Below are 24,457 nucleotides of genomic sequence, written 5' to 3'. Positions count from 1 at the left end.
ACGAGGGCAGGTCCCGCCCCTCGGACGTCCGGCTGGGCCGGGGATGTGCGGGTACGTTCTCGGCATGCCCGCACTGATGGTCGGCTTCGACCTCGACATGACCCTGGTCGACTCGCGTCCCGGCATCGCCGCCTGCTATCGGGCGCTGACGGCACGAACCGGGGTGCCGGTGGACGCCGAACTGGTGGTGTCGCGGTTGGGGCCGCCGCTGCGCACCGAGATCGGACACTGGTTCCCGCCTGAGCGGGTGGAGGAGGCCGTCACCATCTTCCGGGAGCTCTACCCGGCGTACGCGATCACCCCGACCGTGCCGATGCCCGGCGCGGCGGCGGCGATCGAGGCGGTGCACGCCCGCGGCGGCCGGGTGATGGTGGTGACCTCGAAGCTGGGCCGGCTGGCGAAGCTGCACCTGGACCATCTGGGGCTGGCGGTGGACGAGCTGGCCGGGGACCTGTTCGCCGAGGAGAAGGCGACCGCGCTGCGGGCGCACGACGCGACCCTCTACGTCGGGGATCACGTGGCGGACATGGCCGCGGCCGAGGCGGCGGGAATCCCAGGGCTGGGAGTGGCGACCGGGCCGTGTTCGGCAGACGAGCTGGGGGCCGCCGGGGCGCGGCTGGTGCTCGACGATCTCGGTGGATTCCCGAAGGCGCTCGACCGGATCATCGGGCTAGCCTTGGAGCGGTAGAGGTGTCGAGCGAAGCAGGGGTTTCAGGTGCCGACGGGTCGAGTGAAGTGGTATGACGCGGCCAAGGGTTACGGGTTCGTCACCAGTGACGAGGGTGGCGACGTGTTCCTGCCCAAGGGTGCGCTACCGGCGGGCGTCAGCGACCTGAAGGGTGGTCAGCGGGTCGACTTCAGCGTGGTCGACAGCCGGCGGGGCGCCCAGGCGATGGGGGTCAAGCTGCTGGAGGCGCCGCCGTCCGTGGCGGAGCTGCGCCGCCGACCGGCCGAGGAGCTGCACGGCCTGGTCGAGGACATGATCAAGGTGCTGGAGGCGAAGGTCCAGCCGGACCTGCGCCGGGGCCGGTTCCCGGAGAAGAAGACCGCGCAGAAGATCGCTCAGCTGGTCCACGCGGTCGCCCGCGAGCTGGAGGTCTGAGGGACGAGCCCGGCGTCGGCGGCCCGGCCCAGCAGCGCTTCCACGGCGGCGAAGCCGGCCTCACCCAGGTCGGCGGTGAACTCGTTGACGTAGAGGCCGATGTGCCGGTCCACCACGTCGGGCTCCATCTCCTGCGCGTGCGTGAGCACGTACTCCCGGCTGGCCTCCGGGTCGGCCCACGCCTGGCGTACCGACTCGCGGATCCAGCCGGCCGCCTCGACCGGGTCCACCGCACCCTTGCGGGCGAGGATCGCGCCGAGCGGGATGGGCAGCCCGGTGTCCGCCTCCCACCACTCGCCGAGGTCGACCAGGGCGGTCAAGCCGTGCCGCGGATAGGTGAACCGTGCCTCGTGGATCACCAGCCCCGCGTCGTACGTGCCGGCGGCGACGCCCGGCATGATCTCGTGGAACGGCACGACCACGATCCGCGCGGGTGGCTGCTCCGCCGCCCAGAGCCGGAACAGCAGGTACGCCGTGGTCCGCTCGCCCGGCACCGCCACCGTCGCCCCCGCCAGGTCGGCCCGGTCGCCCCGGGTGAGCACCAGCGGGCCGCAGCCCCGCCCGAGCGCACCGCCGCAGGGCAGCAGGTGGTAGTCGTCGAGCAGCCACGGCAGCGCCGCGTAACTCACCTTGACCAGGTCGAACGCCCCCCGCTCGGCGGCCGTGTTGGTGACGTCCACGTCGGCGTAGGTCACCTCCACCGGCGGCGCGCCGGGGACCCGCCCGTGCACCAGGGCGTCGAAGACGAACGTGTCGTTGGGGCAGGGCGAGATCGCCAGGGAGAGCGCCACACCCCCACGTTAACCCCACCTCCATCCCACCCCACCGACCCCCCATCGCCTCCTCTGCTGCGTCGCCGTTCCTCGGTGGACCTGCTGCTGCGGCCCGGCCGGGGCAGGCGTGTCCGACGCTACGAACTTGATTACAAAGATGAATCACGGTGCCGCGCCGCGCGGCGGAGGTCACGCGGGCGGTGGAGCGACGGGTCCCAGGAGGCCAGCTTCGGCCACCGGACCGGCGGAACGCTTCGGGTCCGCGCGGTCGCCTCCCAGTAGCGTCCACCGGACCGGCAAAACGCTTCCGGTCCGCGCGGTCGCCTCCCAGTAGCCGATCACCAGAGGGGTCTGACCCATTGATGTAATCAAGTTCGTAGCGGGCAGACGACCCGTTCCGTCCCCAGCCGCAGTCGATTTCCACAGGGTTTTCCACAGCCTGGCTGTGGGTGTTGAGCGCGGTCGAGGCGGCACCGAGCATGGTGGGCATGACGGAGCCGACCGAGCCGACCGAGCCGACCGAGCCGAGGGAGCCGACCGAGCCGACCGAGCCGACGGAGTCCTCGCCGCAGGTCGACCTGGGTGCGACGCTGCGAGCCCTGCGGCGGGACGCCGACCTGAGCCAACGGGAGCTTGCTGAGCGCTCGGGGGTGCCGCAGACCACTATCGCCCGGGTGGAGTCGGGTTTGACGCCGGACCCTCGCTTCCGCACCCTCGAACGGCTCCTCAGAGCCGCAGGAGGAAGCCTCACGATCACCAACACCAACACCAACACCAGCAGCACCGACCGGACCGGGGCTCTGCCGCCCGCGCCGCCCCTCGCGCCCGTGCCGCACGAGACGGTCCGCGACGCGGCGGGTCGGCACTGTCCCGCGCACCTCGACGGCCGCGCGGTCCGCGAGCCACGGGACTGGCCCGGTGCCTGGTGGTCGCGCTGGTACGACCTGCCGCCCGCCAGGTGGCCCAGGCCGTTGCCGGCGGTGACCTACACCCTGGACCGGGCCGAGCGGGACCGGCGCCGGCGGGGCGAACGGGTCGGACACGAGGTCCGGCTGCGGCGGTACTTCGGCGGGCTTCCGGCGACGTCGTGGCGGTTCGTCGCCGAGTTGCCCGACGGTGAGCTGGTCGGGGAGCTGCGGGCGCACGAGCGGAGCGTCGACCTGCTGCTCGGGTACGAGCTGGGTGGCCGGCGGGAGCTCGTGCTCGACGGGGTGCTGGTGGGCGCGGAGCACCGGCTGCTGGGCATCGGGCGCCGGCTGGTCGAGGCGCTCCGCGCGGAGATGGTGCGCGTCGGTGTCGACACCGTCCACGCGATTGCCGAGTTCGGTGGCGTCGGGTTCCTCGTCGCCTGCGGTTTCGCGGTGGAGTGGGGCCGGCCGACGGCGCTGCGGTGGGAACGACCGCTCAGCGGAGGGCGTGAGCCGCCTCGGTGAGCGCGGCGAAGGCCTCCTTCATCCGCCACGCTCCCCGGTCACGGGGTCCGATCGGGTTCGACACGGTGCGCAGCTCGGCGAAGGGCACGCCCGCCTGGGCGGCGGCGACGGCCACGCCGTACCCCTCCATGGCCTCGACCACGGCGTCCGGGTGCCGCTGCGCCAACGCGTCGGTGCCGGCGGCCGTGCCGGTCACCGTGCTGACCGTCAGCACCGCACCGACCGACGCGCCCGGCAACGCGGTACGCAGCGCGGCCAGCAGCCCGGGGTCGGCGGGTACGGCGTTGCCGACGCCGAGCAGCTCCGGCGGCATGCCCAGCTCGTCGACCGGGATGAAGCCCTCCGGTGACTCGGCGCCCAGGTCGGCGGCCACGCTGCGGGTCGCCAGCACGGTGTCGCCGACCGCCACCCGGCCGACGAAGCCGCCGCCGATGCCGGCGCTGACCACCCCCCGGTAGGGGCGGCCGGCAGCCTCGGCGAGCGCGAGCAGCCGGGCGGTCGCCGCGCCGGCGGCGGCGGGGCCGACGCCGACCGGCAGCACGGTGACCGCCTGGTCGTCGAGCCCGGCCCGGACGGCCTCCGCCTCGGCGGATACCGCCGTCACCACCAACAGTCCCGTCACGCGAGCGGTCCTCTCGATTCCCGGTGGTTCTCCTCCTCCGCGCCGCCCGGCCCACCGACCGCCGACGAGGGTCGGTAGATGTGGTAGCCGGGCGGGGCGAGACCCGCGTCGTCCGCGGGAGCATTCGTCCCGCTGCCGGGCGGGGCCGGCGAGGTCGGGGCCGGGTTGGCGTACTCCTCGGTCGCCTCCGACGGCCCGGCGGCGAACCGCTCGGTCTGCTCGGCGGCCAGTTCCTCGTCGCCGAGGGGGCGGCCCACCAGCCGTTCGTCGCGCAGCCGCCCCGCGACCAGCACGCCGCGCGCCGCGATGAGCGCCGCCACGCAGGCCGCGACCGCGATGCCCACCCGGCCGTCGAACGGTACGAGTCCCAGCCCGCCGCCGGCCACGAAGGCGAGCATCAGCGCGGTCTCCGAGTGCGCGAAGGAGCTGGCCCGCAACCGCTCCGGGATCCGCTCCTGGATCGAGGCGTCGACGGCCAGCTTGGCGATTCCGCTGATCAGCGATGTCACCAGGCAGAGCAGCGCCACCAGCGGCAGCGAGAACTTCAGCGCGGCGAGGATCGCCACCCCGGCCACCACGATCATGCCGCTGGACTGGATCGCCGTCGGGCGGTGGATCCGCAGCCGGGTGCCGACCGCGGTGGCCAGGAAACTGCCCACCGCCAGGGCGCCGCCGATCAGGCCCAGCGCACCCTGGGCGCTCAGGCTCCGACCGAAGAAGTCGGTGGTGAGGTCGCCGGCCTTGACGGCGAAGGCGAGGAAGAGCAGGAGGAAGCCGTACACGCCGCGCAGCGCCGCCGCGCCGATCAGGGTGGCGATCACCACCCGGCCGGCCGGGCGGCCCCGGCCCAGCGGACGTTCCCCGTCCCGGCGACGCAGCGCGCGCAGCGGGTGGGGCACCCGCTCCGGCGGCTCGGAGTCGGCGCGCGGCGGCAACCGCAGGGAGATCACCATGCCGACCAGGAAGATCACCGAGGCCACCCGGAGCGGCCACTGCGGACCCAGCCAGAAGGCGGCGAGCCCGATCGGGGCGACGAGCGCCCCGGCCACCGTGCCGTAGACGCTGGCCCGGGCGCCGACCTGGGACAGCCCGACCCCCTCGGGCAGCAGTCTGGGCACCGCCGCCGAGCGGGCCACCCCGTACGCCCGGGAGAGCGCGAGCACGCCGAACGCGGCGGGATAGAGGCCGAAGCTGCCGATGTAGTCGGAGATCAACCAGGCGAGGAACGCCCGACCGAGCATGGTGGCCGCCAGCGCGTACCGGCGGCCGTGCCGGAAGTGGTCGAGCAGCGGCCCGACCACCGGGGCGAGCATGGCGAACGGCACCATCGTCACCAGCAGATAGAGCGCGACCTTGTTCCGCGCCTCGCCCAGCGGTACGTCGAAGAAGATCGTCCCCGCCAGGCCGATGGCGATCAGGGTGTCCCCGGCGCAGGAGAGCGCGTGCAGGTCGAAGAGGCGGACCATGCCGACCTCGTTGCCGGCGCTGCGGGCCCGGGCCATCCCGGCGCGTCTGGTCATCCAGCGTCCGCCGCTCAGCGAGCCGCGGAGCAGCAGGCGGGTGGCGCGGATGCCCGTGCCGACGGTCCGCCCGAGGACGGACCGCCCGGAGCGGGAGGACAGCGGCATGTGCACCATCCTCGCCCATCCGATCCAGACGCGCTCCCGCACCTGTCGAGAACGACTCCGGGGAGTGCCTGTCGACGCGCGGCCGGCATGGGGAACAATGGTCGGGTGACCAGGCCCGTCTCCGCCCGTGCCGCCCGTCTCGACCAGGTCTGCGCCGCCGCCGTCGAGGTGGCGCGCGCCGGCATCACCGAGGTGGACCCCGCCGACGTCGGCGACCACCTGCAGGCCGTCGCTGAGGGCGAGCGACTCGTCACCCACTACTTCGAATGTCTGATGGCCGGTTACCGGGGCTGGCGCTGGGCCGTCACCGTCACCCGGGTGCCGCGCAGCCGCGCCGTGACGCTCTGCGAGACGGTCCTGCTCCCCGGCCCGGACGCACTGCTCGCGCCGGGCTGGCTGCCCTGGCAGGAGCGGCTCAAGCCGGGCGACCTCGGCCCCGGTGACCTGCTGCCGACGCCCGCCGACGACGAGCGGCTCGCCCCCGGCTACCTGCTCTCCGACGACCCGGCGGTCGAGGAGACCGCGTGGGAGCTCGGTCTGGGCCGACCCCGGGTGCTGTCCCGCGAGGGGCGCGCCGAGGCCGCCCAGCGCTGGTACGACGGCGACCACGGCCCCTCCGCGGCGATCTCGGTGGCCGCGCCGGCCGCCGCCCGTTGCGGCACCTGCGGTTTCTATCTGCCGCTGGCTGGTGCGCTGCGGCTCTCCTTCGGCGCCTGCGGCAACTTCTACGCGCCGGACGACGGCCGGGTGGTGAGCGCCGACCACGGGTGCGGCGCACACTCGGAGACGCTGGTGGAGGCGGCCGAGACCCCGGTCGACGAGCTGCCCACCGTCTACGACGACAGCGCGGTCGAGGCCATGTCGGTCAGCCGGGTACCCGGTTCGGTGGAGGCCGCCGAGCCGGCGGAGCCGTACGGCCACCCCTGACCGTGCGGTGGCGCGGCGGGCTCAGGGCCGGTTGGCCGCCGCCCGCCGACGACGGCGGTTGGCGTCGTGTCGCAGCATCGTCGCGAGCCCGGGGAAGCCCCACAGGAAACCGGCCAGGCAGGTCCAGAGCCAGTTCTGGTGCCCGTGCTCGGTGAGCCAGCCGCGGAAGAAGAGCAACAGCACCAGCCCCACCACCGCCCAGACGACCAGCCCGGCGACGGCGAACGGGACCATCGGCGGGTCGAGTGGCTCGGGCCTCGGCGGCTGCTCCTGTGGCACGGGGAAAGGGTACGCGATCGGCCTTTCCCGGTCGCCGGTGATCTGGGACGATGCGCCGGACGGTCGCCGCGCTACCCGGCGTTGATTCGGACAAACCTCCTGGTGAGCATGCTCATATCGCATGTCGTTAGCCAGGCTCATTAGTTAAGCTAACGATTGTGACGGAGCGGACGGTGACGGCGAACCGCGTGCCACCGGCGCAGCTGGCCCCTCAGCTGCGAGATGCGATCCACCGGCTGAACCGGCGGGTCCGACAGGCCCGCCCGGTCGGCGACCTGACGGTCACCCAGCTCTCCGCGCTCACCAGCCTCAAGCTGGCGGGCGCGCTGACGCCCCGGGAACTGGCCGACGTCGAACGGGTGCAGCCGCCGACGATGACCAAGATCGTCGCGAAGTTGGAGGAGCGCGGCCTCGTGCAGCGCACCCCCCACCCGACCGACGGCCGGCAGGTCATCCTGGCGCCGACCGAGGGGGGTCGGGCCGTGCTCGAGCAGTTCGAGCGGGCCCGCAACTCGTGGCTGGCCAGCCGCCTGGCCGCGCTCGACGAGGGTGACCGCGACACGCTGCGGCGGGCCGCCGAGATCCTCGAGGAGCTCGCCCGCGCCTGACCGCGCCCGCGCCACCGGGTCCGCGCCGTCCGCTGACGATGACGCGTACGACCGCGAGGAGGCGCACCAAGAGTGCAGGCGAAGCTGAGCACGATGTTCCAGTCCCTACGAGTCCGCAACTACCGACTCTTCGCCACCGGGCAGCTGATCAAACTGATCGGCGTCTGGATGATGTTCATCGCCCAGGACTGGCTCGTCCTCGAGCTCTCCGACAACTCCGCCACCGCGCTCGGCGTGGTCACCGCGTTGCAGTTCACCCCCGTACTCCTGCTCACCCTGCTCTCCGGCCGCCTCGCCGACCGGTACGACAAGCGCCTGCTGCTCTTCCTCGCCAACGCCTTCTGGACGGTGCTGGCGCTGGTGATGAGCCTCCTGGTGCTCACCGGGCTGGTGCAGCTCTGGCACGTCTTCGCCTTCGCGGCCCTGCTCGGCGTCGCCAACGCGGTGGAGACCCCGGTCCGGCAGGCGTTCGTCTCCGAGCTGGTCGGCATGTCGCTGCTGCCGAACGCGCTGTCGCTCAACGCGGCGGTCTTCAACTCCGCCCGGATCGTCGGCCCGGCGGTCGCCGGCCTCGCCATCGCCGCCTTCGACGTCGGCCCGGTCTTCCTCTTCACCGCGCTCAGCTCGATCGCCCCGCTGGTCAACGTGGTCCGGATGCGCACCGCCGAGCTGCACCGCAAGGACCTCCCGCCGGTCGGCGAACGTGACCAGGCGAAGGTGATCGACGGGCTGCGCTACGTGTGGCGACGCGCCGACCTGCTGCTGCCGATGGCGCTGATGTCGGTGGTCGGCATGACCCTGTTCAACTTCCAGCTCACCCTCGCGGCGCTGGCCAAGACCGTCTTCCACACCGGTGCCGCCTCGTTCGGCCTGTTCAGCACCGCGCTCGCGGCGGGTGCGCTGACCGGCGCCCTCGCCGGTACCGGTCGACGCAGCCGCCCCTCGGTCTGGCTGGTGCTCGGTGCCGCCGTCGGCGCCGCCACCTTCGGCACCCTGGTCGGGCTGGCCCCGGCGTACTGGCTGGTGGTGGCGCTGCTGCTGCCGACCGGGTTCTTCATGGTCTTCTTCGCCCAGGCCGCCAACCAGCGGGTGCAGCTCGGTGTCGACGCCGCCTTCCGGGGGCGGGTGATGGCCCTCTGGGTGCTGGTCTTCCTCGGCACCAACCCGGTCGGCGCGCCCATCGTCGGCTGGGTGGCGGAGACCTTCGGCGCCGGCGCGAGCATCTGGATCGGCGGACTGATCTCGCTGGCCGCCGCGCTGGTCGCGCTCACCTGGCAGCTACGCCACTCGGGGGCCCGCCTCCGCCTCCGGTTCCTGCCCATGCCCCGGTTCTATGTCACCTCGCCGGAGTGAGCGCAGGGCCCTCGACAGCGTCACGGAGACCGGTTTCCCGCTCGGGGGACCGGTCTTCCCGTGTGCGGATGTCGGCAATCGGGTGGCGGGCGGTCACGCGGACCCTTAGCGTCGATACGTGGGAGTCGGACGAGGTCTGCTGCTGATGTTGGCGATCCTCGCCGTCTGCTGCCTGCCCGCCGCCTTCGCGCTGCTCTTCTGTGCCGACGAGATCATCGACCGGGTCGCCTGCCGGTGGGCCGAATGGCGGGAACAACGCCAGGAACGACGGACCATCGCCCGCCTCGACCGGGCGATCGAGGCCGACGCCCTCACCCGCGACGTCGACCTCACCGCCTTCGACCGGCCCGACCGGCGCCCGCTGGAGCAGCTCGCCACGGACCTGCGCCGCCTCGGCGGCCACCGGCTCGCCGCGTCCGACCGGTCGGTGGTCTGGCACGGCGCGGTCATCGACGCGTACGACGAGCGCCTCCAGGCCGCCTGCCGGGCACTGGGCATCCCCGAGCATCTCTCCGAACTGACCGGGGTGGACCGGGAGATCGAACGGCTCCGGGTCGAGGGGCTGCTGCACACCGCCGGGCTCACCCTGCCCGCCGCCCGCGCCGGCCACCGGCAACGCCACCACTGAGACGATGTACGCGTGCGCCTCTTCGTCGCCGTGTATCCGCCGTCGGCCGCGGTCGACGACCTGACCGCCGAGGTGGCCCGGCTCCGGGTCGGCGCGGCGGCCGACGCCGGCACCAACGTCCGGCTCGCCGATCCCGTCAACGCCCACCTCACCCTCGCCTTTCTCGGCGAGGTCGAGGAGAGCCGGCTGGTCGACGTGGAGAGTGCGCTCGGCCTGGCCGCTCAGACCTTCCGGGAGGGTCGGGCCAGCTCACCGCGACTGCGCCTGGGCGGCGGGGGGAGCTTCGGCCGGGGCCGGTTCACCGTGCTCTGGGTGGACGTCCGGGGTGACGTCGAGGCGCTGGCGGTGCTGGCCCGGCTGGTCCGGTTCGGGCTGCGCCGGGGGCGGCTGCCGCACGACGAGAAACCGTTCCGGGCGCACCTGACCATCGCCCGGCCCGGTGACCGGATCGACCGGGCCGACGTGCTCGCCGACCGGGAGGCCCTGCACGGCTACCTCGGGCCGGAGTGGCCGGCGAACGAGCTGGTGCTGGTCCGCAGCCACCAGGGCCCCCGTCCCACCTACGACCGCCTCGCGGCCTGGCCGATCTGACCCCGACCCGCCGGCCGGCCCGGGCGGGGACCCGGGCCGGAGCGGGGCGTCACCAGGCCCAGGCCTCCGGGCCCGGGCCGCCCCTGCCGACCGGCGGGAAGAGCTCGTCCAGCCGCTTCAGCGTCGCCTCGTCCAGCTCCACCTCCAGCGCGCCCAGGTTACGGTCGAGCTGGTCGACGGTGCGCGGGCCGACGATCGGGGCGGTCACCCCGGGCCGGGAGAGCAGCCAGCCCAACGCCAGATCGGCCGGGTCGTGGCCGAGGTCCGCGCAGAGCTTCTCGTACGCCTCGATGGTGGGCCGGTGCTCGGCGAGCGAGTCGGCGGCGCGGCCGGTGGTGCCGCGCGCCGCGCCGCCCTCGGCCATCTTGCGCAGCACCCCGGCGAGCAGCCCGCCGTGCAACGGCGACCAGGGGATGATGCCCACGCCGAAGTGCTGGGCGGCCGGGACCACCTCCAGCTCGACGTGCCGGGTCATCAGGTTGTAGATGCACTGCTCGGAGACGAGCCCGAGGAAGTTGCGCCGGCCCGCCGCCGCCTGCGCCTGCGCGATGTGCCAACCGGCGAAGTTGGACGACCCGACATAGAGGACCTTGCCCTGGGCGACCAGGGTCTCCATCGCCTGCCAGATCTCCTCCCACGGGGTGGCCCGGGAGATGTGGTGCATCTGGTAGAGGTCGATGGTGTCGGTCTGGAGGCGACGCAGCGACTCCTCGCAGGCCCGGATGATGTGCCGGGCGCTCAGGCCCTGGTCGTTGGGCCAGTCGCCCATCTTGCCGTAGACCTTCGTGGCCAGGACGACCTTGTCGCGGCGACCGCCGCCCTGGGCGAGCCAGCGGCCGATGATCTGCTCGGTGACGCCCTCACCGAGCTGCCAGCCGTAGACGTTCGCGGTGTCGAAGAAGTTGATCCCGTGTTCCAGCGCCCGGTCCATGATGGCGAAGCTGTCCGACTCGTTCGCCTGCGGACCGAAGTTCATGGTGCCGAGGCAGAGCCGGCTCACCGACAGACCGGTGCGTCCCAGGTTCGTGTACTCCATGGCTCCACCCTGGCACGCGGGCACTTCGAGTGCCTTGTGTCGACCAGGGTGGACCGCTGGGTCAGGAGGACTCGCGGGCCGCCGGGCCGCTGCCGAAGAGGACGTCGTCCCAGCTCGGCAGCCGCTTGCGGGGCTTGCCCGCCGCGTCGGTCGCCTCGCTGCCGCCGGCTGCGGCCGCCGCCTGGCCCGTCCGGCGCGGCCGGAGCACGGCGAGCGACGGCACGGCGGGGACCTCCTTCGGTGCGTCCGAGTCGTCGTCGAAGGCCGAGCCCTGACCGCCGCCGAGCAGTGCCGCCGCGCCACCGCCGACCGCCCGCTGGCGGGGCGCGTCCTGCGCGGCCGGGGAACGCGGGTCGAGCCCACGGCCGGAGGAGGAGCCCAGCGGCCGGTCCAGCGAGGCGAGCAGGGCGTCCCGGCCGGCCCGGATCGGGTCCCGCCCGGGTCGCGCGTGCTCGCCCGCCGAGGGCAGGCCGTGCCCGCCCCGGCTCGGCTCGCCGCGCGACGGGCCGGGCAGCGCGTGGCCGCCCCGCTCGGGTGCCGGCTCCTGGCCGAGGATCGGCGTGGGCCGCTCGGCGCAGAGGTATTGCGCCATGTCGTCGTGCGGGGTGACGTTCTGCCGGAGCTTGTCGAGGTCCCAGACCGCCTGCGCGGTGGCCTTGCCGGACGGCCAGGTCGCGACGATCCGCCAGGTGCCGTCGTCGCGGCGGTAGGCGTCCCAGGAGATCTTCTCGGTGTCGATCCCGTGCTGGGCCAGCCGGCCGTTGACCACCTCGGCCAGCGGGGTCGGCTTCTCCGCGCCCTTGAGCCGGGTGCGCCGTGCGTGCTGGGCGAGCATGGCCCGCTCCTGGAGCACCGGGCCCGCGTAGCGCAGCACCCGGTCGACCGGCACGCCGGCGATCCGGGCGACGTCCTCGGCGGACTCGCCGGAACGGATCCGGGCCTGGATGTCCCGGGGGGAGAGCGACGGCGTCAGGTCGGCGGCACTCGGCACCACCGCGAGCGGCGGCGCGCCCGGCTCGGCGTGCAGGGCCGAGGCGATCCGTTCGTCGATGGGGAGGGCGAGCAGGCGCCCGACCTCGTCGGCGAGCACCAGAGCCTGGCCGTCCTCGGAGAGGGCGACGAAGCGTACTGGGCGCATGGCGTTGCCTCCGTCCCGCTTCGCTGGCCGTCACGCCACGAGCCGGCCACCCGGGCGTCTCGGACCACCGTACGCTCATCTACCCGAAGGTGGGGGATGCGACACCCCGCATGTCGTGACTGAGCTGCGGCGATGATCACGGTGGGTGGCCGACGAAGGGTCGCCGGCCACCCACCGTGACGGACGGTCAGAGCCGCTCGACCACGTGGTCGATCGAGGCGGTGAGCGCCTCCACGTCGGCCGGTTCGACCGCCGGGTAGAGGGCGATCCGGAGCTGGTTGCGGCCCAGCTTCCGGTAGGGCTCGGTGTCGACGATGCCGTTGGCGCGCAACGCCTTCGCGATCGCCCCGGCGTCCACCCCGTCGGCGAAGTCGATCGTGGCGACCACGTTGGAGCGCACCGCCGGGTCGGTCACGAACGGGGTGGCGAAGGACGAGCGCTCGGCCCAGCCGTACACGATGCCGGCGCTCTCGGCGGTCCGCTTGGCCGCCCAGGTCAGGCCGCCCTGCGCGTTCATCCAGTCGGTCTGCTCGGCGGCCAGGAAGATGGTGGCCAGCGCGGGCGTGTTGTAGGTCTGCTCCAGCCGCGAGTTGTCGATCGCGGTGACCAGGTCGAGGAAGGCCGGGATGTACCGGCCGGACGCCTTGATCTCGGCGGCCCGCTCCAGCGCGGCCGGCGACATCAGGGCCAGCCAGAGGCCACCGTCGGAGGCGAAGCACTTCTGCGGGGCGAAGTAGTAGACGTCGGTCTCGGCGACATCCACGTCCAGCCCGCCGGCGGCGGAGGTGGCGTCGACCAGCAGCAGCGAGCCCTCGTCGGCGCCCGCCACCCGGCGGACGGGCGCGGCCACGCCGGTGGAGGTCTCGTTCTGCGGGATGCCGTAGACGTCCACGCCCGCCTCGGCGACCAGCGTCGCCGCGGTGCCCGGCTCGGCCTTGCGGACGGTCGGCTCACCGAGGAACGGTGCGTCCTTGACCGCCTTGGCGAACTTGGCACCGAACTCGCCGAAGCTGGCGAACTGGGCCCGGTCGCGGACCAGGCCGAAGGTGGCGGCGTCCCAGAACGCGGTGGTCCCGCCGTTGCTGAGGATCACCTCGTAGCCCTCGGGGAGGGAGAAGAACTCGGCGATGCCCCGGCGCAGCCGGGCCACCTCGTCGCGGACGGTCTTCTGCCGGTGCGAGGTGCCCAGAAAGCTGGTGGCCACGTCGGCGAGAGCGGAGACAGCCGCCGGACGGATCTTGGACGGCCCGCAGCCGAACCGCCCGTCGGCGGGCTTGATGTCGTCGGGAATCCGGATGGTCGGTGCGTCAGCCACGGTGGTCGAGATCCTTCCGCATGGGTGAGGGCGGGCCCTTCAGCGGGCGCGGACCGACGGCGGACGCGTGCGCGAGGCACACGGCGCGGCCGGGATCCGAGCCCGGTCCGGCGACACTGCCGGCCTTCATCCTCGCACCCGGACACCCCGGCCGGGCCGGTGGTCCCACCTCCGGCGCTGAGTCGTGCGCCACAGCGAAGGGCCCCGTCCGCGCGGACGGGGCCCTCGGCGGGTCGTACGGGATCAGACGCCGTGCGGGATGGCGTTCCAGCCCTCGACCTGCTGCGGCTTGCGGGTGCCCGGGCCGACGTAGCGGGCCGACGGGCGGACCAGCCGCTGGAGCTTCTTCTGCTCCAGGATGTGCGCGGACCAGCCGCCCATCCGGGCACAGGTGAACATCGAGGTGAACATGTGCGCCGGCACCTCGGCGAAGTCCAGCACCACGGCCGACCAGAACTCGACGTTGGTGGCGAGCACCCGGTCCGGGCGGCGGGCCTGGAGCTCGGCCAGGGCGGCCTTCTCCAGCGCCTCGGCGATCTCGAAGCGGGGCGCGCCCAGCTCCTTGGCGGTGCGGCGCAGCACGCGGGCGCGCGGGTCCTCGGCCCGGTAGACCCGGTGCCCGAAGCCCATCAGCCGCTCACCGCGGTCGAGGACGCCCTTGACGTACCCCTCGGCGTCGCCGCTGCGCTCGACGGCCTCCAGCATGGTGAGCACCCGGGAGGGGGCGCCGCCGTGCAGCGGGCCGGAGAGGGCGCCGATGCCCGACGAGATGCAGGCCGCGGCGTCGGCGCCGGTGGAGGCGACGATCCGGGCGGTGAAGGTGGAGGCGTTCAGGCCGTGCTCGGCGGCCGAGATGAAGTACGCGTCGACGGCCTTGACGTGCCGCGGGTCGGGCTCGCCCCGCCAGCGCTTCATGAAGCGCTCGACGATCGTCTCCGCCTTGTCGATCTCCTTCTGCGGCACCGCCGGCAGGCCGAGGCCGCGGGCGGACTGGGCGACGAAGGAGAGCGCGGTGACCGACACCCGGGCCAGGTCCTCGCGGGCCTGCTCGTCGGAGATGTCGAGCAGCTGGCTGAGCCCCCAGTACGGGGCCAGCATGGCGACGGCGGACTGCACGTCGACCCGGATGTCACCGGAGTGCACCGGCACCGGGAACGGCTCGGCCGGCGGCAGGCCCGGGCCGAACCGCCCGTCGACCAGCAGCGCCCAGACGTTGCCGAAGGAGACCTGACCGATCAGATCCTCGATGTCGACACCGCGATAGCGCAGCGCGCCACCCGCGCGGTCCGGTTCGGCGATCTCGGTCTCGAAGGCTACGACGCCCTCCAGGCCCGGTTTGAAGTCGGACATGTCGTCTCCTGGCTTCCGGCTCGGTGCGCCCGAGCGGGCTCGTCCGGCCCGACACCTTAGGCGACCCTCAGGGATGTGTTCGTGCCATCTTGCCTGCTGGGTAACCGAGTGCGCGACCCAGTGCGACTGTGCTGCACGCGACATCCCCGCCGCTGGACGCGTCCGCCGGGTCGGCCAGACTGGTCGGTGGGGGCTGGCCAGCGTCGGGGGACGTACCAGGCCCGATGAGGGGAGAGCGGAACGTGACCGGCGACACAGTGCGCCCGGCGGGGATGCGTAACGAGTACGCCCCCGACCTGGGCCTTTCGGAAGCCGAGCTGGCGGCCGACTGGCACACCCAGTTCGACCGCTGGTTCGCCGACGCGGTGGCCCACCCCCTCCCCGAGCCGAACGCCATGATCGTCGGCACCGCCGACGCCGCCGGTCGCCCCAGCGGCCGGACCGTCCTGCTCAAGGGGTACGACCCGGACGGCTTCGTCTTCTTCACCAACTACGGCTCCCGCAAGGGCGCGGACGTGACCGCCAACCCGTGGGCCAGCCTGGTCTTCCCCTGGTTCGCCATGCAGCGTCAGGTGGTGGTCACCGGGCGGGTGGAGCGCGTCGACCGGGCGGAGACCGAGGCGTACTTCGCCAGCCGGCCGCGCGGCTCCCAGCTCGGCGCGTGGGCCAGCGACCAGTCTCGGGTGATCCCGGACCGGACGGTGCTCGACGAGGCGTACCGGGCGGTGACGGAGCGCTTCGCCGACGTGGCGCAGCCGCCCGCGCCGCCGCACTGGGGCGGGCTGCGGGTGCGCCCCGAGACGGTGGAGTTCTGGCAGGGGCGGGCGAGCCGGCTGCACGACCGGCTGCGGTTCCGGCGTACCGACGGGGGCGACTGGGTCACCGAGCGGCTCGCGCCGTGACGAAGCTCACCGAGGCCCGGTCGCGCGACGCGCGGCGCTGGGCGATCGACCTGCGCCCGCTCCGGGTGCCCGCGTTCCGGCGGATGTGGCTCGGCAACACCATCGCCATGCTCGGCTTCCAGTTCACCGCCGTGGCGGTGCCGGTGGAGATGTACGCCCTCACGCGGGACTCGTTCTGGGTCGGGCTGCTCGGGGTGGCGGGCTTCGTACCCCTGCTGGTCTTCGGGTTGTGGGGCGGCGCGGTGGCCGACGCCCGCGACCGGCGGCGGGTGCTGCTCGCCGGCTCGGCGCTGCTCTGGGCCTCGATGGCCGGGCTGCTGGTGCACGCGCTGATCGGCGGCGGCAGCCCGGTGCTGCTGCTGGCGCTGGTCACGGTGCACTCGATCGCCTTCGCGATCAGCTCGCCGGCCCGCACCGCGATCCTGCCCCGGCTGCTGCCGGCCGAGCTGGTGCCGGCCGGGAGCACGCTGAACTACACCACCTACACCGCCGCCTCCGTGGTCGGGCCGCTGGCCGCCGGCCTGATCTTCGCGGCCTTCGGCACCGGTCCCGGCCTGCCGATCGCGTACGCGTTGGACGCGCTGCTCTTCACCGGCCTGGTGGTGGCCACCCTCCGGCTGCCCGCGATGCCCCCGGAGCCACCCGCCGAGGGTGAGGTCCGCCGGGGCGGGCTCGGCGGCGTGGTCGACGGGTTCCGCTACCTGGCCACCACCCCGGTGCTGCTCTCGTCGTTCGCCATCGACCTCATCGCGATGATCCTGGCGATGCCGCGGGCGCTCTTCCCGGAGGTCGCCGCGAGCCGGTTCGGTGGCGGCGCGGCGGTGGGCTGGCTCTACAGCGCGATCGCGATCGGCGCGATGGTCGGCGGCCTCACCTCCGGCTGGATCGGCCGGCTGCGCCGGCAGGGCCTCGCCCTGGTGGTGGCGGTGGTCTGCTGGGGGTTGGCGATCGCCGCGGCCGGGCTGGCCCACCGGCTCTGGCTGATGGTCGCGCTGCTCGCCGTCGCCGGGGCCGCCGACCTGGTCAGCGCCGTGCTGCGGCAGTCCATGCTGCTGGTCTACGCCCCGGACCGGATGCGCGGCCGGCTCCAGGGGGTCAACACGGTCGTGGTCGCCGGCGGGCCGCGCCTGGGTGACCTGCGGGCCGGCGCGGCTGCGGCCGGCCTCGGCACCGGCGTGGCGTGGGTCGGCGGTGGCCTCGTCTCCGCCGCGCTGGCCGTGCTGCTGGTGGTCGCCTTCCCGGCCCTGCTGCGCTACCGCGCCGCCGCCACGCCCCCCGCCGACCGCCCCGGAACGGACTAAGGTCCCCGGCATGGAGAACGGTGCAACCCGTCCCCCGTCGGGGACACAGTGGACCATTGCCGCCGACGGCCACGAGGCCGTCATCGTCGAGGTGGGCGGGGGGCTGCGGTCGTACCGGCACGACGGGGTGGACTACGTCGACGGGTACGGGGCGGACGAACTCTCCCCGGGCTCGGCCGGCCACGTGCTGTCGCCCTGGCCGAACCGGATCCGGGACGGGCAGTACGCCTTCGGCGGGCGGTCGTACCAGCTCGACCTGACCGAGCCGGCCCGGGGCAACGCCATCCACGGCCTGGTCAACTGGGTGCGGTGGCACCTGGTCGAGCAGACGGACGACGCGGTCACCGTCGGGTACGAACTGCCGCCGACCCCCGGCTACCCCTGGCCGCTGCGGCTGCGGACGCGCTGGAGCGTGGGCCGCGACGGGCTGCGGGTCGCCCACGAGGTGACCAACCTCGGCGCCGAGCCCTGCCCGTACGGCTACTCCGTGCACCCGTACCTGCAACTGCCGGGCGTCCCGGTCGACGAGGTGTCGCTGCGGGTGCCGGGGCGGTCCCGGGTGCTGCTGGACGGCCGGCTGCTGCCGGTCGGCGTCACCGGCGTCGCCGGCACCGAGTACGACTACACCGAGCCCCGCCCGATCGGTGACGCGGTGCTCGACGTGGCCTTCGGCGACGTGACGCCGGACGCCGACGGCACCTCCACGGTGACCCTCGCCGCGCCGGACGACTCCGCCGCCGTGCACGTCTGGGCGGACGGCGGGTTCGGCTGGTGGCAGGTCTTCACCGGGGACACCCTGAGCGGCGAGCGGCACCGGCGGTCGGTGGCCGTCGAGCCGATGACCTGCCCGGCCGACGCGTTCCGCTCCGGTCGGGACGTGATCACCCTGGAGCCGGGGCGGACCTGGCGGGGTGCCTGGGGCATCCGGCCCGGGGTCTGAGGCGGCGGGGGAGCGGCAGTGGAGTTCGCCGAGGTGGTCCGGCGGCGCCGGATGGTGCGCAACTACGACCCGGACCGCCCGGTCCCGCCCGACGTGGTGGAGCGGCTGCTGGAGCACGCCATCCGGGCGCCCTCGGCGGGCTTCGCGCAGGGCTGGGGGTTCCTGGTGCTGGAGACGCCGGCCGACCGGGAACTCTTCTGGACGGCGGCCACCCCGGCCGGCGGCGGCCGGGAGCGCTGGCTGGCCGGCATGCGCCGGGCGCCGCTGATCGTCGTGCCGCACGCCAACCGCTCCGCCTACCTGGAGCGGTACGCCGAGCCGGACAAGGGGTGGGCGGACCGCGCGACGGAGCGCTGGCCGGTGCCGTACTGGTTCGTCGACACCGGGTTCGCCGCCCTGCTGATGCTGCTCACCGCCGTGGACGAGGGGCTGGGCGCGTGCTTCTTCGGCATCCCGCCGCAGCGGCTCGACGCGTACCGGGAGGCGTTCGGGGTGCCCGAGGAGTACCAGCCGATCGGCGCCGTGACGGTGGGTTACCGATCCCCCGACCACCGGTCACCGTCGCTGCGCCGGGGTCGTCGACCGGTCGGTGAGGTGGTCCGCCGTGGTCGCTGGAGTTGATGCGGTTCGTCCCGCCCGCTACGGGTACGGGCGGTAGCGAAACCGACATGAGGGAGTAAAACGCGGTGTGGCGGGGGCGGCTAGGCTGGCACGGACATCATCAGCCGCACCGCGCGGCCCCCCGCCGGGCACCGGCCGGACGCCGCGGTGCGGCCGGACGACGGGGAGGGAGCGTGCCGTGATCTTCAGAGCGGTCCGGGACGGACGTCCCTACCCGGAGCACAACCTCACGCTCAAGCAGTGGGCGGAGATCCCGCCGCGACCGCTGCGGCTGGACCAGCTCATCACCACCAAGCGGGAACTCGCGCTGGACAAGCTCCTCGCCGAGGACTCGACCTTCTATGGCGACCTCTTCCCGCACGTGGTGCAGTGGAACGGCGGCCTCTATCTGGAGGACGGTCTGCACCGGGCGCTGCGCGCGGCACTCCAGCAGCGCAACCAGATCCACGCCCGGGTGCTGGTGCTCAGCGGCCAGCCCGAGTGACGCCGGCGGTCGGCGGCCGGCGGCCGCGTGACGGCGGCCTGAAGACTCGTTAAGGTGGCGGCCATGAGCCCTCTCGACCTGCTCGACATCGACGCGTCGCTGAGCGAGGAGGAGCGGCAGATCCGGTCCGTCGTGCGCCAGCTCGTCGACGACCGGGTACGCCCGCACGTCGCCGGCTGGTACGAGGACGGCCAGGTGCCGGCCCGCGAGCTGGCCCGTGAGTTCGGCAAGCTCGGCCTGCTGGGCATGCACCTGAGCGGGTACGGCTGCGCCGGTGCCTCCGCCGTCGCGTACGGGCTGGCCTGCCTGGAGCTGGAGGCCGGTGACTCCGGCGTCCGCTCGCTGGTCTCGGTGCAGGGCTCGCTCGCCATGTACGCCATCTGGCGCTTCGGCAGCGAGGAGCAGAAGCAGCGCTGGCTGCCCGCGATGGCGGCCGGTGAGGCGATCGGCTGCTTCGGGCTGACCGAGCCGGACCACGGCTCCGACCCGGCGTCGATGGCCACCCGGGCCCGCCGCGACGGGGACGACTGGATCCTTAACGGCGCCAAGATGTGGATCACCAACGCGCCGATCGCCGACGTCGGGGTGATCTGGGCCCGCACCGACGAGGGCGTGCGGGGTTTCGCCGTACCCATGGACACCCCCGGGGTGACGGCGCGGGAGATCCGGCACAAGATGTCGCTGCGGGCGTCGCTGACCGGCGAGATCGCCCTCGACGACGTACGCCTCCCGGCGGACGCCCGGCTGCCCGAGGCGATCGGGCTGAAGGCGCCGCTGAGCTGCCTGACCGAGGCCCGGCACGGCATCGTCTGGGGTGCGCTCGGCGCGGCCCGCGACTGCCTGGAGACGGCCCTGTCGTACGCGACCACCCGCACCCAGTTCGGCCGACCGCTGGCCGGCTTCCAGCTCACCCAGGCCAAGCTCGCCGACATGGCGGTCGAGTGGAACAAGGGTCTGCTGCTGGCGCTGCACCTGGGCCGACTCGCGGACGCCGGGAAGCTGCGGCCGGAGCAGGTCAGCGTGGGCAAGCTGAACAACGTCCGGGAGGCCATCGCGATCGCCCGGGAGTGCCGCACGATCCTCGGCGCCAACGGCGTCTCCGGCGAATATCCGGTGATGCGGCACGCCAACAACCTGGAGAGCGTGCTGACCTACGAGGGCACCTCGGAGATCCACCAGCTGGTCATCGGGCAGCGCCTCACCGGGCTCTCCGCCTTCGCCTGACCTGCGTCGTTCACCCGTTCGGGTTGCTCGCCGCGCGGGTGTCGCACCGTGCCCGTAACGTCATCACCAGTCGATGTTTCTGACGAGGACGGTGAGGGCGATGGCCCGCGACGGTGACATCAACGAGCCCACCAGGGAGTTCCCGGGTTATCCGACCGGTGAGTCGCTGCGGGAGCGGTCCGACGTCCCCGCCGATGCGACACCGGGGCGGACCGGGGGCGGGGCGACCCGGGGGCTGCTGGCGGTGCTCGGCGCGGCGGCGCTCGCGGTGGTGGTGCTGCTCGGCGTGCAGGCGACCGGGATCCTGCCGGACTTCCGCAACCCGTTCGCCAAGGAGCAGACCGACCGCAGCCAGCCGCCGCTGCTCAAGTCGATCCGCGACCTCAGCCGTTACGTCGCCGCCGAGGGCAACTTCCAGGTCGTCGTCGACCTGCAGAAGGACCGGAACAACGTGCCGGCGTTCCTGCTCAACGAGCGGACCCTCTTCGTCGGGGCGGGCAGCGTCGAGGCGTACGTCGACTTCGCGAAGATCGCCGACGGGGCGGTGGTGGAGTCCGCCGACGGCAAGTCGGTGGAGATCAAGCTCCCCGCGCCGCAGCTCGGCGAGACCAACCTCGATCTGGAGAAGAGCTACGTCTTCGCCGAGCAGCGCGGCCTGATCAACCGGATCAACGACCTCGTCGCCGGTGACCCCAACAAGCAGCAGCAGGTCTACCAGCTGGCCGAGGACAAGATCACCGCTGCGGCCCGGGACAGCGGGCTGACCGCCCGCGCCCAGGAGAACACCCGCAAGATGCTGGAGGGCCTGCTCCGCTCCCTCGGCTACGAGAAGGTCACCGTCACCTACGCCGCCCCCTGACGCGGACATGGCGACGCCCGCTCCGGTCCTGCCGGAGCGGGCGTCGGCCGGTGCAGGTCAGTAGCGGGCGTAGGCGTCCTCGTTGGGCATGAGGATCCACAGCACCAGGTAGACGATCACCTGAGTGCCGGGCAGCAGCAGCGACAGCAGGAACAGCAGCCGGATCATGCCGGCCGACATGCCGAACCGCTGCGCCAGGCCGGCGCAGACACCGGCGAGCATGCGCCCCTGACGGGGTCGGACCAGTTTGCGACTCATCGTCGTACTCCCACTCTGCGGCGATCCGCCGCGCTGCATTCCACGGTAGGCAGGGGCACCCACCGTGCCCTCGGCCGCGAGGAGGATCGGCGGCCCGGGCACCCGTAGGTGCTTACCCGGGGCGCCTGTCGCCGACGCGTCGCACCGGCCCTTGATGCTCGGCGGGCCGGGGCAGTGCAGCTGTGGTTGAAATGAGCTGTCTGTCACGGGGCGGCAGATGTGATCCGCCGCCCGGTCTGACTGATCTCTGGCCGAACTGTCTACTGATGCGCCAGATCGATGCCTCCGGTGGGGTGGGCGGACGACACATGCCCACGCGCCACCGAAGACCCCGGAGTTCAGAACGCCAGGTTGCGCACAACGCTCGCGGTCAGTGCCTCAACAGGTCGAGCTGTAGCACTTGCAGACACTTGACGTGGTCTGGCAGTCGCTTCGGCAGGTGTACCGCCGACGCTGGTAGCAGGAGATCGTGATCCCCGAGGAGAGGATCTCGACGTAGCAGCCGCAACCAGCCCCCCACCATTGCGTGCCGGGGTCGCAGGAACACAGGGCGGCGCGCGCCTCCACCTGAGGTACGACCATCGACAGCACCCGGTCGCTCAAGCGCTCTACGAGTTTGAACATAACCACCTTCTTCATGAAGTGACCATTCACCGCCGGCAAATCGCTCTGGGTTACGAGAGGGCCGGTAGAAGGGCGCAACCAAAAGCTGCGACAAATTATGTGAACCGCACCGGCAGTTGCCAGCTTTCTGCTGTGAAACCTCACATGGCGGAAGCGACGAGGTGTTCGCACCTCAATGACCGATCGGCGAAATCAGTCCAGTGTCCCGACCGTCTCGAGCCGGCTTGTCGCCGTCGACTCAAGTTTACTGCGGCATAGATCTATATCCATGCACTTCCCTCCAGGCCCCCGCCCCTTGTCGGTCAGACCGACCCTAGCAGAGATAGTGGTTCACCACTGTCCCTTGTGATCCCGCCGGTGTCGCGCCGGTCAGAACGCCGCAAGCTCCGGTTGTATGCTCGCGAGCGTTTGCGGTGCAGCCTCCTCAGGCTCGCTTGACCGGGCGAACACCGCTGCCGCGCGCCGAGCCGCTCTGCTCGGGATGCGTCGTCACCGGTCAGCAGGGTCGTCCGTGTCCGAGCGAAGGGTGCGACTTGATCGTGAGTACCGCCGAACCGGCTCCAGACGGGGTCGCCACTCAACGACTTGCCGCGCGTCTCGCGGAAGCCGCCCGCCTCGCCTGGGCCTCCTCGCGCTACCTGATTCTGATCAGGATCATCCTGACGGCCGTCAGTGGCCTCGTGCCGGTGGTGGCCGCATGGTTGACCAAGGTCATGCTGGACCGGCTCGCCTCGACGCACACGATGCAGGCACGGTATTTCCTCGGGCCGGCCATGGCCCTCGCCGTCGTTGGCGTGGTCGGTATCGTCGTGGCCCAGATCAGCGGATACGTGCAACGGCGAATGGGACGGGCGGTCGAGGTCGTCGCCCGGGAGAGGCTCTACCAAGCTGTCGTCGGCCTTCCGGGTCTTTCACGTTTCGAAAATCCGCACTTTCATGATCGCTTGCAGATGGCCGGCGCCGCTTCGGGTACAGGCCCGACCCAACTCATCGAGCAGGTGCTGGCTTTCGGGCAGGGTGCACTGGTGGTAGGCGGTTTTGTCGGAACGCTGCTACTGCTCAGCCCGTGGACTGTCGTGGTCGTGCTCATCGCCGCGATCCCCACCCTCCGCGCCGAGCTACTACTCAATCGTAGGCGCGCCCAAATGATGACGGACGTGGGTCGCTCGCAGCGGCGCGAGATGTTCTATGCGGATCTGCTGACGAATGTTGTCGCGGCCAAGGAAATCCGGCTCTACGGGCTTGGTGACCTGTTCCGCAGCAGGATGGTCTCCGAGTTGCGTGAGGTGAACTCCCAGCATGAACGGATGGACCGGCGGGAGATTCTGGTCCAGGGAGGGCTCGGACTGATGGGTGCGCTGGTTGCCGGTGGTGGGCTCGTGTGGGCGGTGAACGCCACTCGGACAGGTGCGCTGAGCATCGGCGACGTGTCGGTCTTCATTGCCTCGGTCGCTGGGGTGCAGAGCGGGCTGGGTCGGCTGATACAGAGCATCGCTGGTGCGTACGAAGCATCGTTGATGTTCGATCATTATTGTTATATCGTCAAGCAGTCACCCGATCTACCGCCCGCAACGGACCCGAAGCAGCTTCCCGCCGCGCCACTGCGTGAGGGGATTGAGCTAAGGGACGTCTGGTTCCGTTACGGGGACGACCTCCCCTGGATTCTTCGTGGGGTAAACCTGAAGATTCCTGCCGGTCGGGCCACAGCTCTCGTTGGCCTGAACGGCGCGGGTAAGAGCACGATCGTCAAGTTGCTCTGCCGATTCTATGACCCGAGCCGAGGTGCCATCTATTGGGACGGAATCGACATCGCCCAGGTGCCTGTGGCTGAATTGCGCCGGAGAATCCGCGCAGTCTTTCAGGACTTCATGCAGTATGACCTGACGGTTTCCGAAAACATCGGTGTCGGGGATGTGGTGGAGCTGGAAAATCAAGAGCGGATCGCGGAAGTCGCGCGATCGTCCGGGTGTCACGAGTTCGTCGCCAGGCTACCGAACAACTACGACACCATGCTCTCCCGGTTGTTCTTCGGCTTCGCCGACAAGCAGGATGTCTCGACCGGGGTGGTCCTTTCGGGCGGACAGTGGCAGAGGCTTGCGATTGCTCGCGCCCTGATGCGCCAGCGCAGTGATCTGCTCATTCTGGACGAGCCCAGTGCCGGTCTCGACGCTGAAGCTGAGTACAAGCTCCATCGGCTGCTCCGTGATTACCGGGAAGGCCACACCAGTATCTTGATCGCCCATCGACTCAGTACCATCCGTGATGCGGACAACATTGTGGTGATCGCTGACGGAAAAGTGTCGGAGCAGGGTCGGCATGGCGAGTTGATGAACCGCTGCGGCATGTATGCCCGCTTGTTCAGCATCCAAGCGAGTGGCTATGTCGAGAACAGCGAATTTCCATCGGAGGGGGAGCCCTCTCTGCCCGTGTGACCGGGGCCGTGACGGCAGTCGGTAGGGGC

At 72.1% G+C, this 24,457-nt stretch carries 25 protein-coding genes; 16 read left to right on the top strand and 9 right to left on the bottom strand.

The window, feature by feature from the left end:
• Positions 1-64 precede the first annotated feature (64 nt).
• Positions 65-688, top strand: coding sequence for an HAD family hydrolase (locus tag ABUL08_RS21525; RefSeq protein ID WP_350931767.1), 624 nt, complete (start codon positions 65-67; stop codon positions 686-688).
• Between the two features lie 27 nt (positions 689-715).
• On the top strand, positions 716-1,102 hold the full coding sequence (locus ABUL08_RS21520; RefSeq protein ID WP_242796187.1) for a cold-shock protein: 387 nt from the start codon (positions 716-718) through the stop codon (positions 1,100-1,102).
• Here ABUL08_RS21520 and ABUL08_RS21515 read toward each other — a convergent pair.
• Positions 1,063-1,893, bottom strand: a complete 831-nt coding sequence (locus ABUL08_RS21515) for a 1,4-dihydroxy-6-naphthoate synthase (RefSeq protein ID WP_350931766.1) — start codon at positions 1,891-1,893, stop codon at positions 1,063-1,065. The genes ABUL08_RS21520 and ABUL08_RS21515 overlap by 40 nt on opposite strands.
• A 470-nt stretch (positions 1,894-2,363) precedes the next feature.
• Between ABUL08_RS21515 and ABUL08_RS21510 the strand changes: the two genes are divergently transcribed.
• A complete protein-coding gene (locus ABUL08_RS21510) occupies positions 2,364-3,308 on the top strand; it encodes a GNAT family N-acetyltransferase (protein ID WP_350931765.1) in 945 nt (314 codons plus the stop codon).
• Here the strand turns inward: ABUL08_RS21510 and ABUL08_RS21505 are convergent.
• Both ABUL08_RS21505 and ABUL08_RS21500 read right to left on the bottom strand, forming a co-directional pair.
• Positions 3,280-3,930, bottom strand: a complete 651-nt coding sequence (locus ABUL08_RS21505) for a futalosine hydrolase (protein WP_350931763.1) — start codon at positions 3,928-3,930, stop codon at positions 3,280-3,282. The two genes, ABUL08_RS21510 and ABUL08_RS21505, sit on opposite strands and share 29 nt — an antisense overlap.
• Positions 3,927-5,558 (bottom strand): MFS transporter, encoded by a 1,632-nt coding sequence (locus tag ABUL08_RS21500; protein WP_350931762.1) that lies wholly within the window; start codon positions 5,556-5,558, stop codon positions 3,927-3,929. The genes ABUL08_RS21505 and ABUL08_RS21500 overlap by 4 nt, the downstream gene beginning before the upstream one ends.
• Before the next feature lie 87 nt (positions 5,559-5,645).
• Between ABUL08_RS21500 and ABUL08_RS21495 the strand changes: the two genes are divergently transcribed.
• Positions 5,646-6,485, top strand: a complete 840-nt coding sequence (locus tag ABUL08_RS21495) for a DUF3027 domain-containing protein (protein WP_350931761.1) — start codon at positions 5,646-5,648, stop codon at positions 6,483-6,485.
• Positions 6,486-6,506: 21 nt separating this feature from the next.
• Here the strand turns inward: ABUL08_RS21495 and ABUL08_RS21490 are convergent, their stop codons facing one another.
• On the bottom strand, positions 6,507-6,764 hold the full coding sequence (locus tag ABUL08_RS21490) for a DUF2530 domain-containing protein (protein ID WP_350931760.1): 258 nt from the start codon (positions 6,762-6,764) through the stop codon (positions 6,507-6,509).
• A 158-nt stretch (positions 6,765-6,922) separates the two neighbouring features.
• On the opposite strand from ABUL08_RS21490, the gene ABUL08_RS21485 reads away from it, so the two are divergent.
• The 4 genes from ABUL08_RS21485 (at position 6,923) to thpR (ending at position 9,944) form a co-directional block, all read left to right on the top strand.
• Positions 6,923-7,372, top strand: coding sequence for a MarR family winged helix-turn-helix transcriptional regulator (locus ABUL08_RS21485; protein WP_350931759.1), 450 nt, complete (start codon positions 6,923-6,925; stop codon positions 7,370-7,372).
• 72 nt (positions 7,373-7,444) lie between these two features.
• Positions 7,445-8,725, top strand: coding sequence for an MFS transporter (locus ABUL08_RS21480; protein WP_350931758.1), 1,281 nt, complete (start codon positions 7,445-7,447; stop codon positions 8,723-8,725).
• A gap of 118 nt (positions 8,726-8,843) precedes the next feature.
• A complete protein-coding gene (locus ABUL08_RS21475) occupies positions 8,844-9,353 on the top strand; it encodes a hypothetical protein (protein WP_350931756.1) in 510 nt (169 codons plus the stop codon).
• 12 nt (positions 9,354-9,365) lie between these two features.
• Positions 9,366-9,944, top strand: coding sequence for an RNA 2',3'-cyclic phosphodiesterase (thpR, locus tag ABUL08_RS21470; RefSeq protein ID WP_350931755.1), 579 nt, complete (start codon positions 9,366-9,368; stop codon positions 9,942-9,944).
• A 49-nt stretch (positions 9,945-9,993) separates the two neighbouring features.
• On the opposite strand, the gene ABUL08_RS21465 is transcribed toward thpR, so the two are convergent.
• From ABUL08_RS21465 to ABUL08_RS21450, 4 genes are all read right to left on the bottom strand, one after another.
• Positions 9,994-10,980, bottom strand: coding sequence for an aldo/keto reductase (locus ABUL08_RS21465; RefSeq protein WP_350931754.1), 987 nt, complete (start codon positions 10,978-10,980; stop codon positions 9,994-9,996).
• Between the two features lie 61 nt (positions 10,981-11,041).
• Positions 11,042-12,118, bottom strand: a complete 1,077-nt coding sequence (gene sepH / locus ABUL08_RS21460) for a septation protein SepH (protein WP_350931752.1) — start codon at positions 12,116-12,118, stop codon at positions 11,042-11,044.
• Between the two features lie 187 nt (positions 12,119-12,305).
• The gene (serC, locus tag ABUL08_RS21455; RefSeq protein WP_350931751.1) at positions 12,306-13,433 is read right to left on the bottom strand and encodes a phosphoserine transaminase; all 1,128 of its coding nucleotides are present in this window, start codon (positions 13,431-13,433) and stop codon (positions 12,306-12,308) included.
• 243 nt (positions 13,434-13,676) lie between these two features.
• Positions 13,677-14,783: a citrate synthase 2 gene (locus ABUL08_RS21450; RefSeq protein ID WP_350931750.1), complete on the bottom strand. Its 1,107-nt coding sequence runs from the start codon at positions 14,781-14,783 to the stop codon at positions 13,677-13,679.
• A 224-nt stretch (positions 14,784-15,007) separates the two neighbouring features.
• Here ABUL08_RS21450 and pdxH point away from each other — a divergent pair, with 224 nt between their 5' ends.
• The 7 genes from pdxH (at position 15,008) to ABUL08_RS21415 (ending at position 21,114) form a co-directional block, all read left to right on the top strand.
• Positions 15,008-15,685, top strand: coding sequence for a pyridoxamine 5'-phosphate oxidase (gene pdxH / locus ABUL08_RS21445; RefSeq protein ID WP_350931749.1), 678 nt, complete (start codon positions 15,008-15,010; stop codon positions 15,683-15,685).
• Positions 15,682-16,986, top strand: a complete 1,305-nt coding sequence (locus ABUL08_RS21440) for an MFS transporter (protein WP_350931747.1) — start codon at positions 15,682-15,684, stop codon at positions 16,984-16,986. Before pdxH ends, ABUL08_RS21440 begins: the two co-directional genes overlap by 4 nt.
• A 10-nt stretch (positions 16,987-16,996) precedes the next feature.
• Positions 16,997-17,926, top strand: a complete 930-nt coding sequence (locus ABUL08_RS21435; RefSeq protein WP_350931746.1) for an aldose 1-epimerase family protein — start codon at positions 16,997-16,999, stop codon at positions 17,924-17,926.
• 18 nt (positions 17,927-17,944) lie between these two features.
• Positions 17,945-18,547, top strand: a complete 603-nt coding sequence (locus tag ABUL08_RS21430) for a nitroreductase family protein (protein WP_350931745.1) — start codon at positions 17,945-17,947, stop codon at positions 18,545-18,547.
• A 178-nt stretch (positions 18,548-18,725) separates the two neighbouring features.
• Entirely contained in the window at positions 18,726-19,031 is a 306-nt protein-coding gene (locus ABUL08_RS21425; RefSeq protein WP_073839113.1) for a type II toxin-antitoxin system VapB family antitoxin, read from the top strand.
• Between the two features lie 63 nt (positions 19,032-19,094).
• Positions 19,095-20,255 (top strand): acyl-CoA dehydrogenase family protein, encoded by a 1,161-nt coding sequence (locus ABUL08_RS21420; RefSeq protein WP_350931744.1) that lies wholly within the window; start codon positions 19,095-19,097, stop codon positions 20,253-20,255.
• Between the two features lie 100 nt (positions 20,256-20,355).
• Positions 20,356-21,114 (top strand): DUF4230 domain-containing protein, encoded by a 759-nt coding sequence (locus tag ABUL08_RS21415; protein WP_350931743.1) that lies wholly within the window; start codon positions 20,356-20,358, stop codon positions 21,112-21,114.
• A gap of 57 nt (positions 21,115-21,171) precedes the next feature.
• On the opposite strand, the gene ABUL08_RS21410 is transcribed toward ABUL08_RS21415, so the two are convergent.
• On the bottom strand, positions 21,172-21,372 hold the full coding sequence (locus ABUL08_RS21410) for a PspC domain-containing protein (RefSeq protein WP_350931742.1): 201 nt from the start codon (positions 21,370-21,372) through the stop codon (positions 21,172-21,174).
• A 1,163-nt stretch (positions 21,373-22,535) separates the two neighbouring features.
• Between ABUL08_RS21410 and ABUL08_RS21405 the strand changes: the two genes are divergently transcribed.
• The gene (locus tag ABUL08_RS21405; RefSeq protein WP_350931741.1) at positions 22,536-24,428 is read left to right on the top strand and encodes an ABC transporter ATP-binding protein; all 1,893 of its coding nucleotides are present in this window, start codon (positions 22,536-22,538) and stop codon (positions 24,426-24,428) included.
• Positions 24,429-24,457: the final 29 nt, after the last annotated feature.

Origin of the sequence: Micromonospora sp. CCTCC AA 2012012, from assembly GCF_040499845.1 — a bacterium.
In the GTDB taxonomy this organism is placed as follows: Bacteria; Actinomycetota; Actinomycetes; order Mycobacteriales; family Micromonosporaceae; genus Micromonospora; species Micromonospora mangrovi.
The sequence above is the reverse complement of the archived record's forward strand: the minus strand, read 5'-3'. Positions and strand labels throughout refer to the sequence as shown.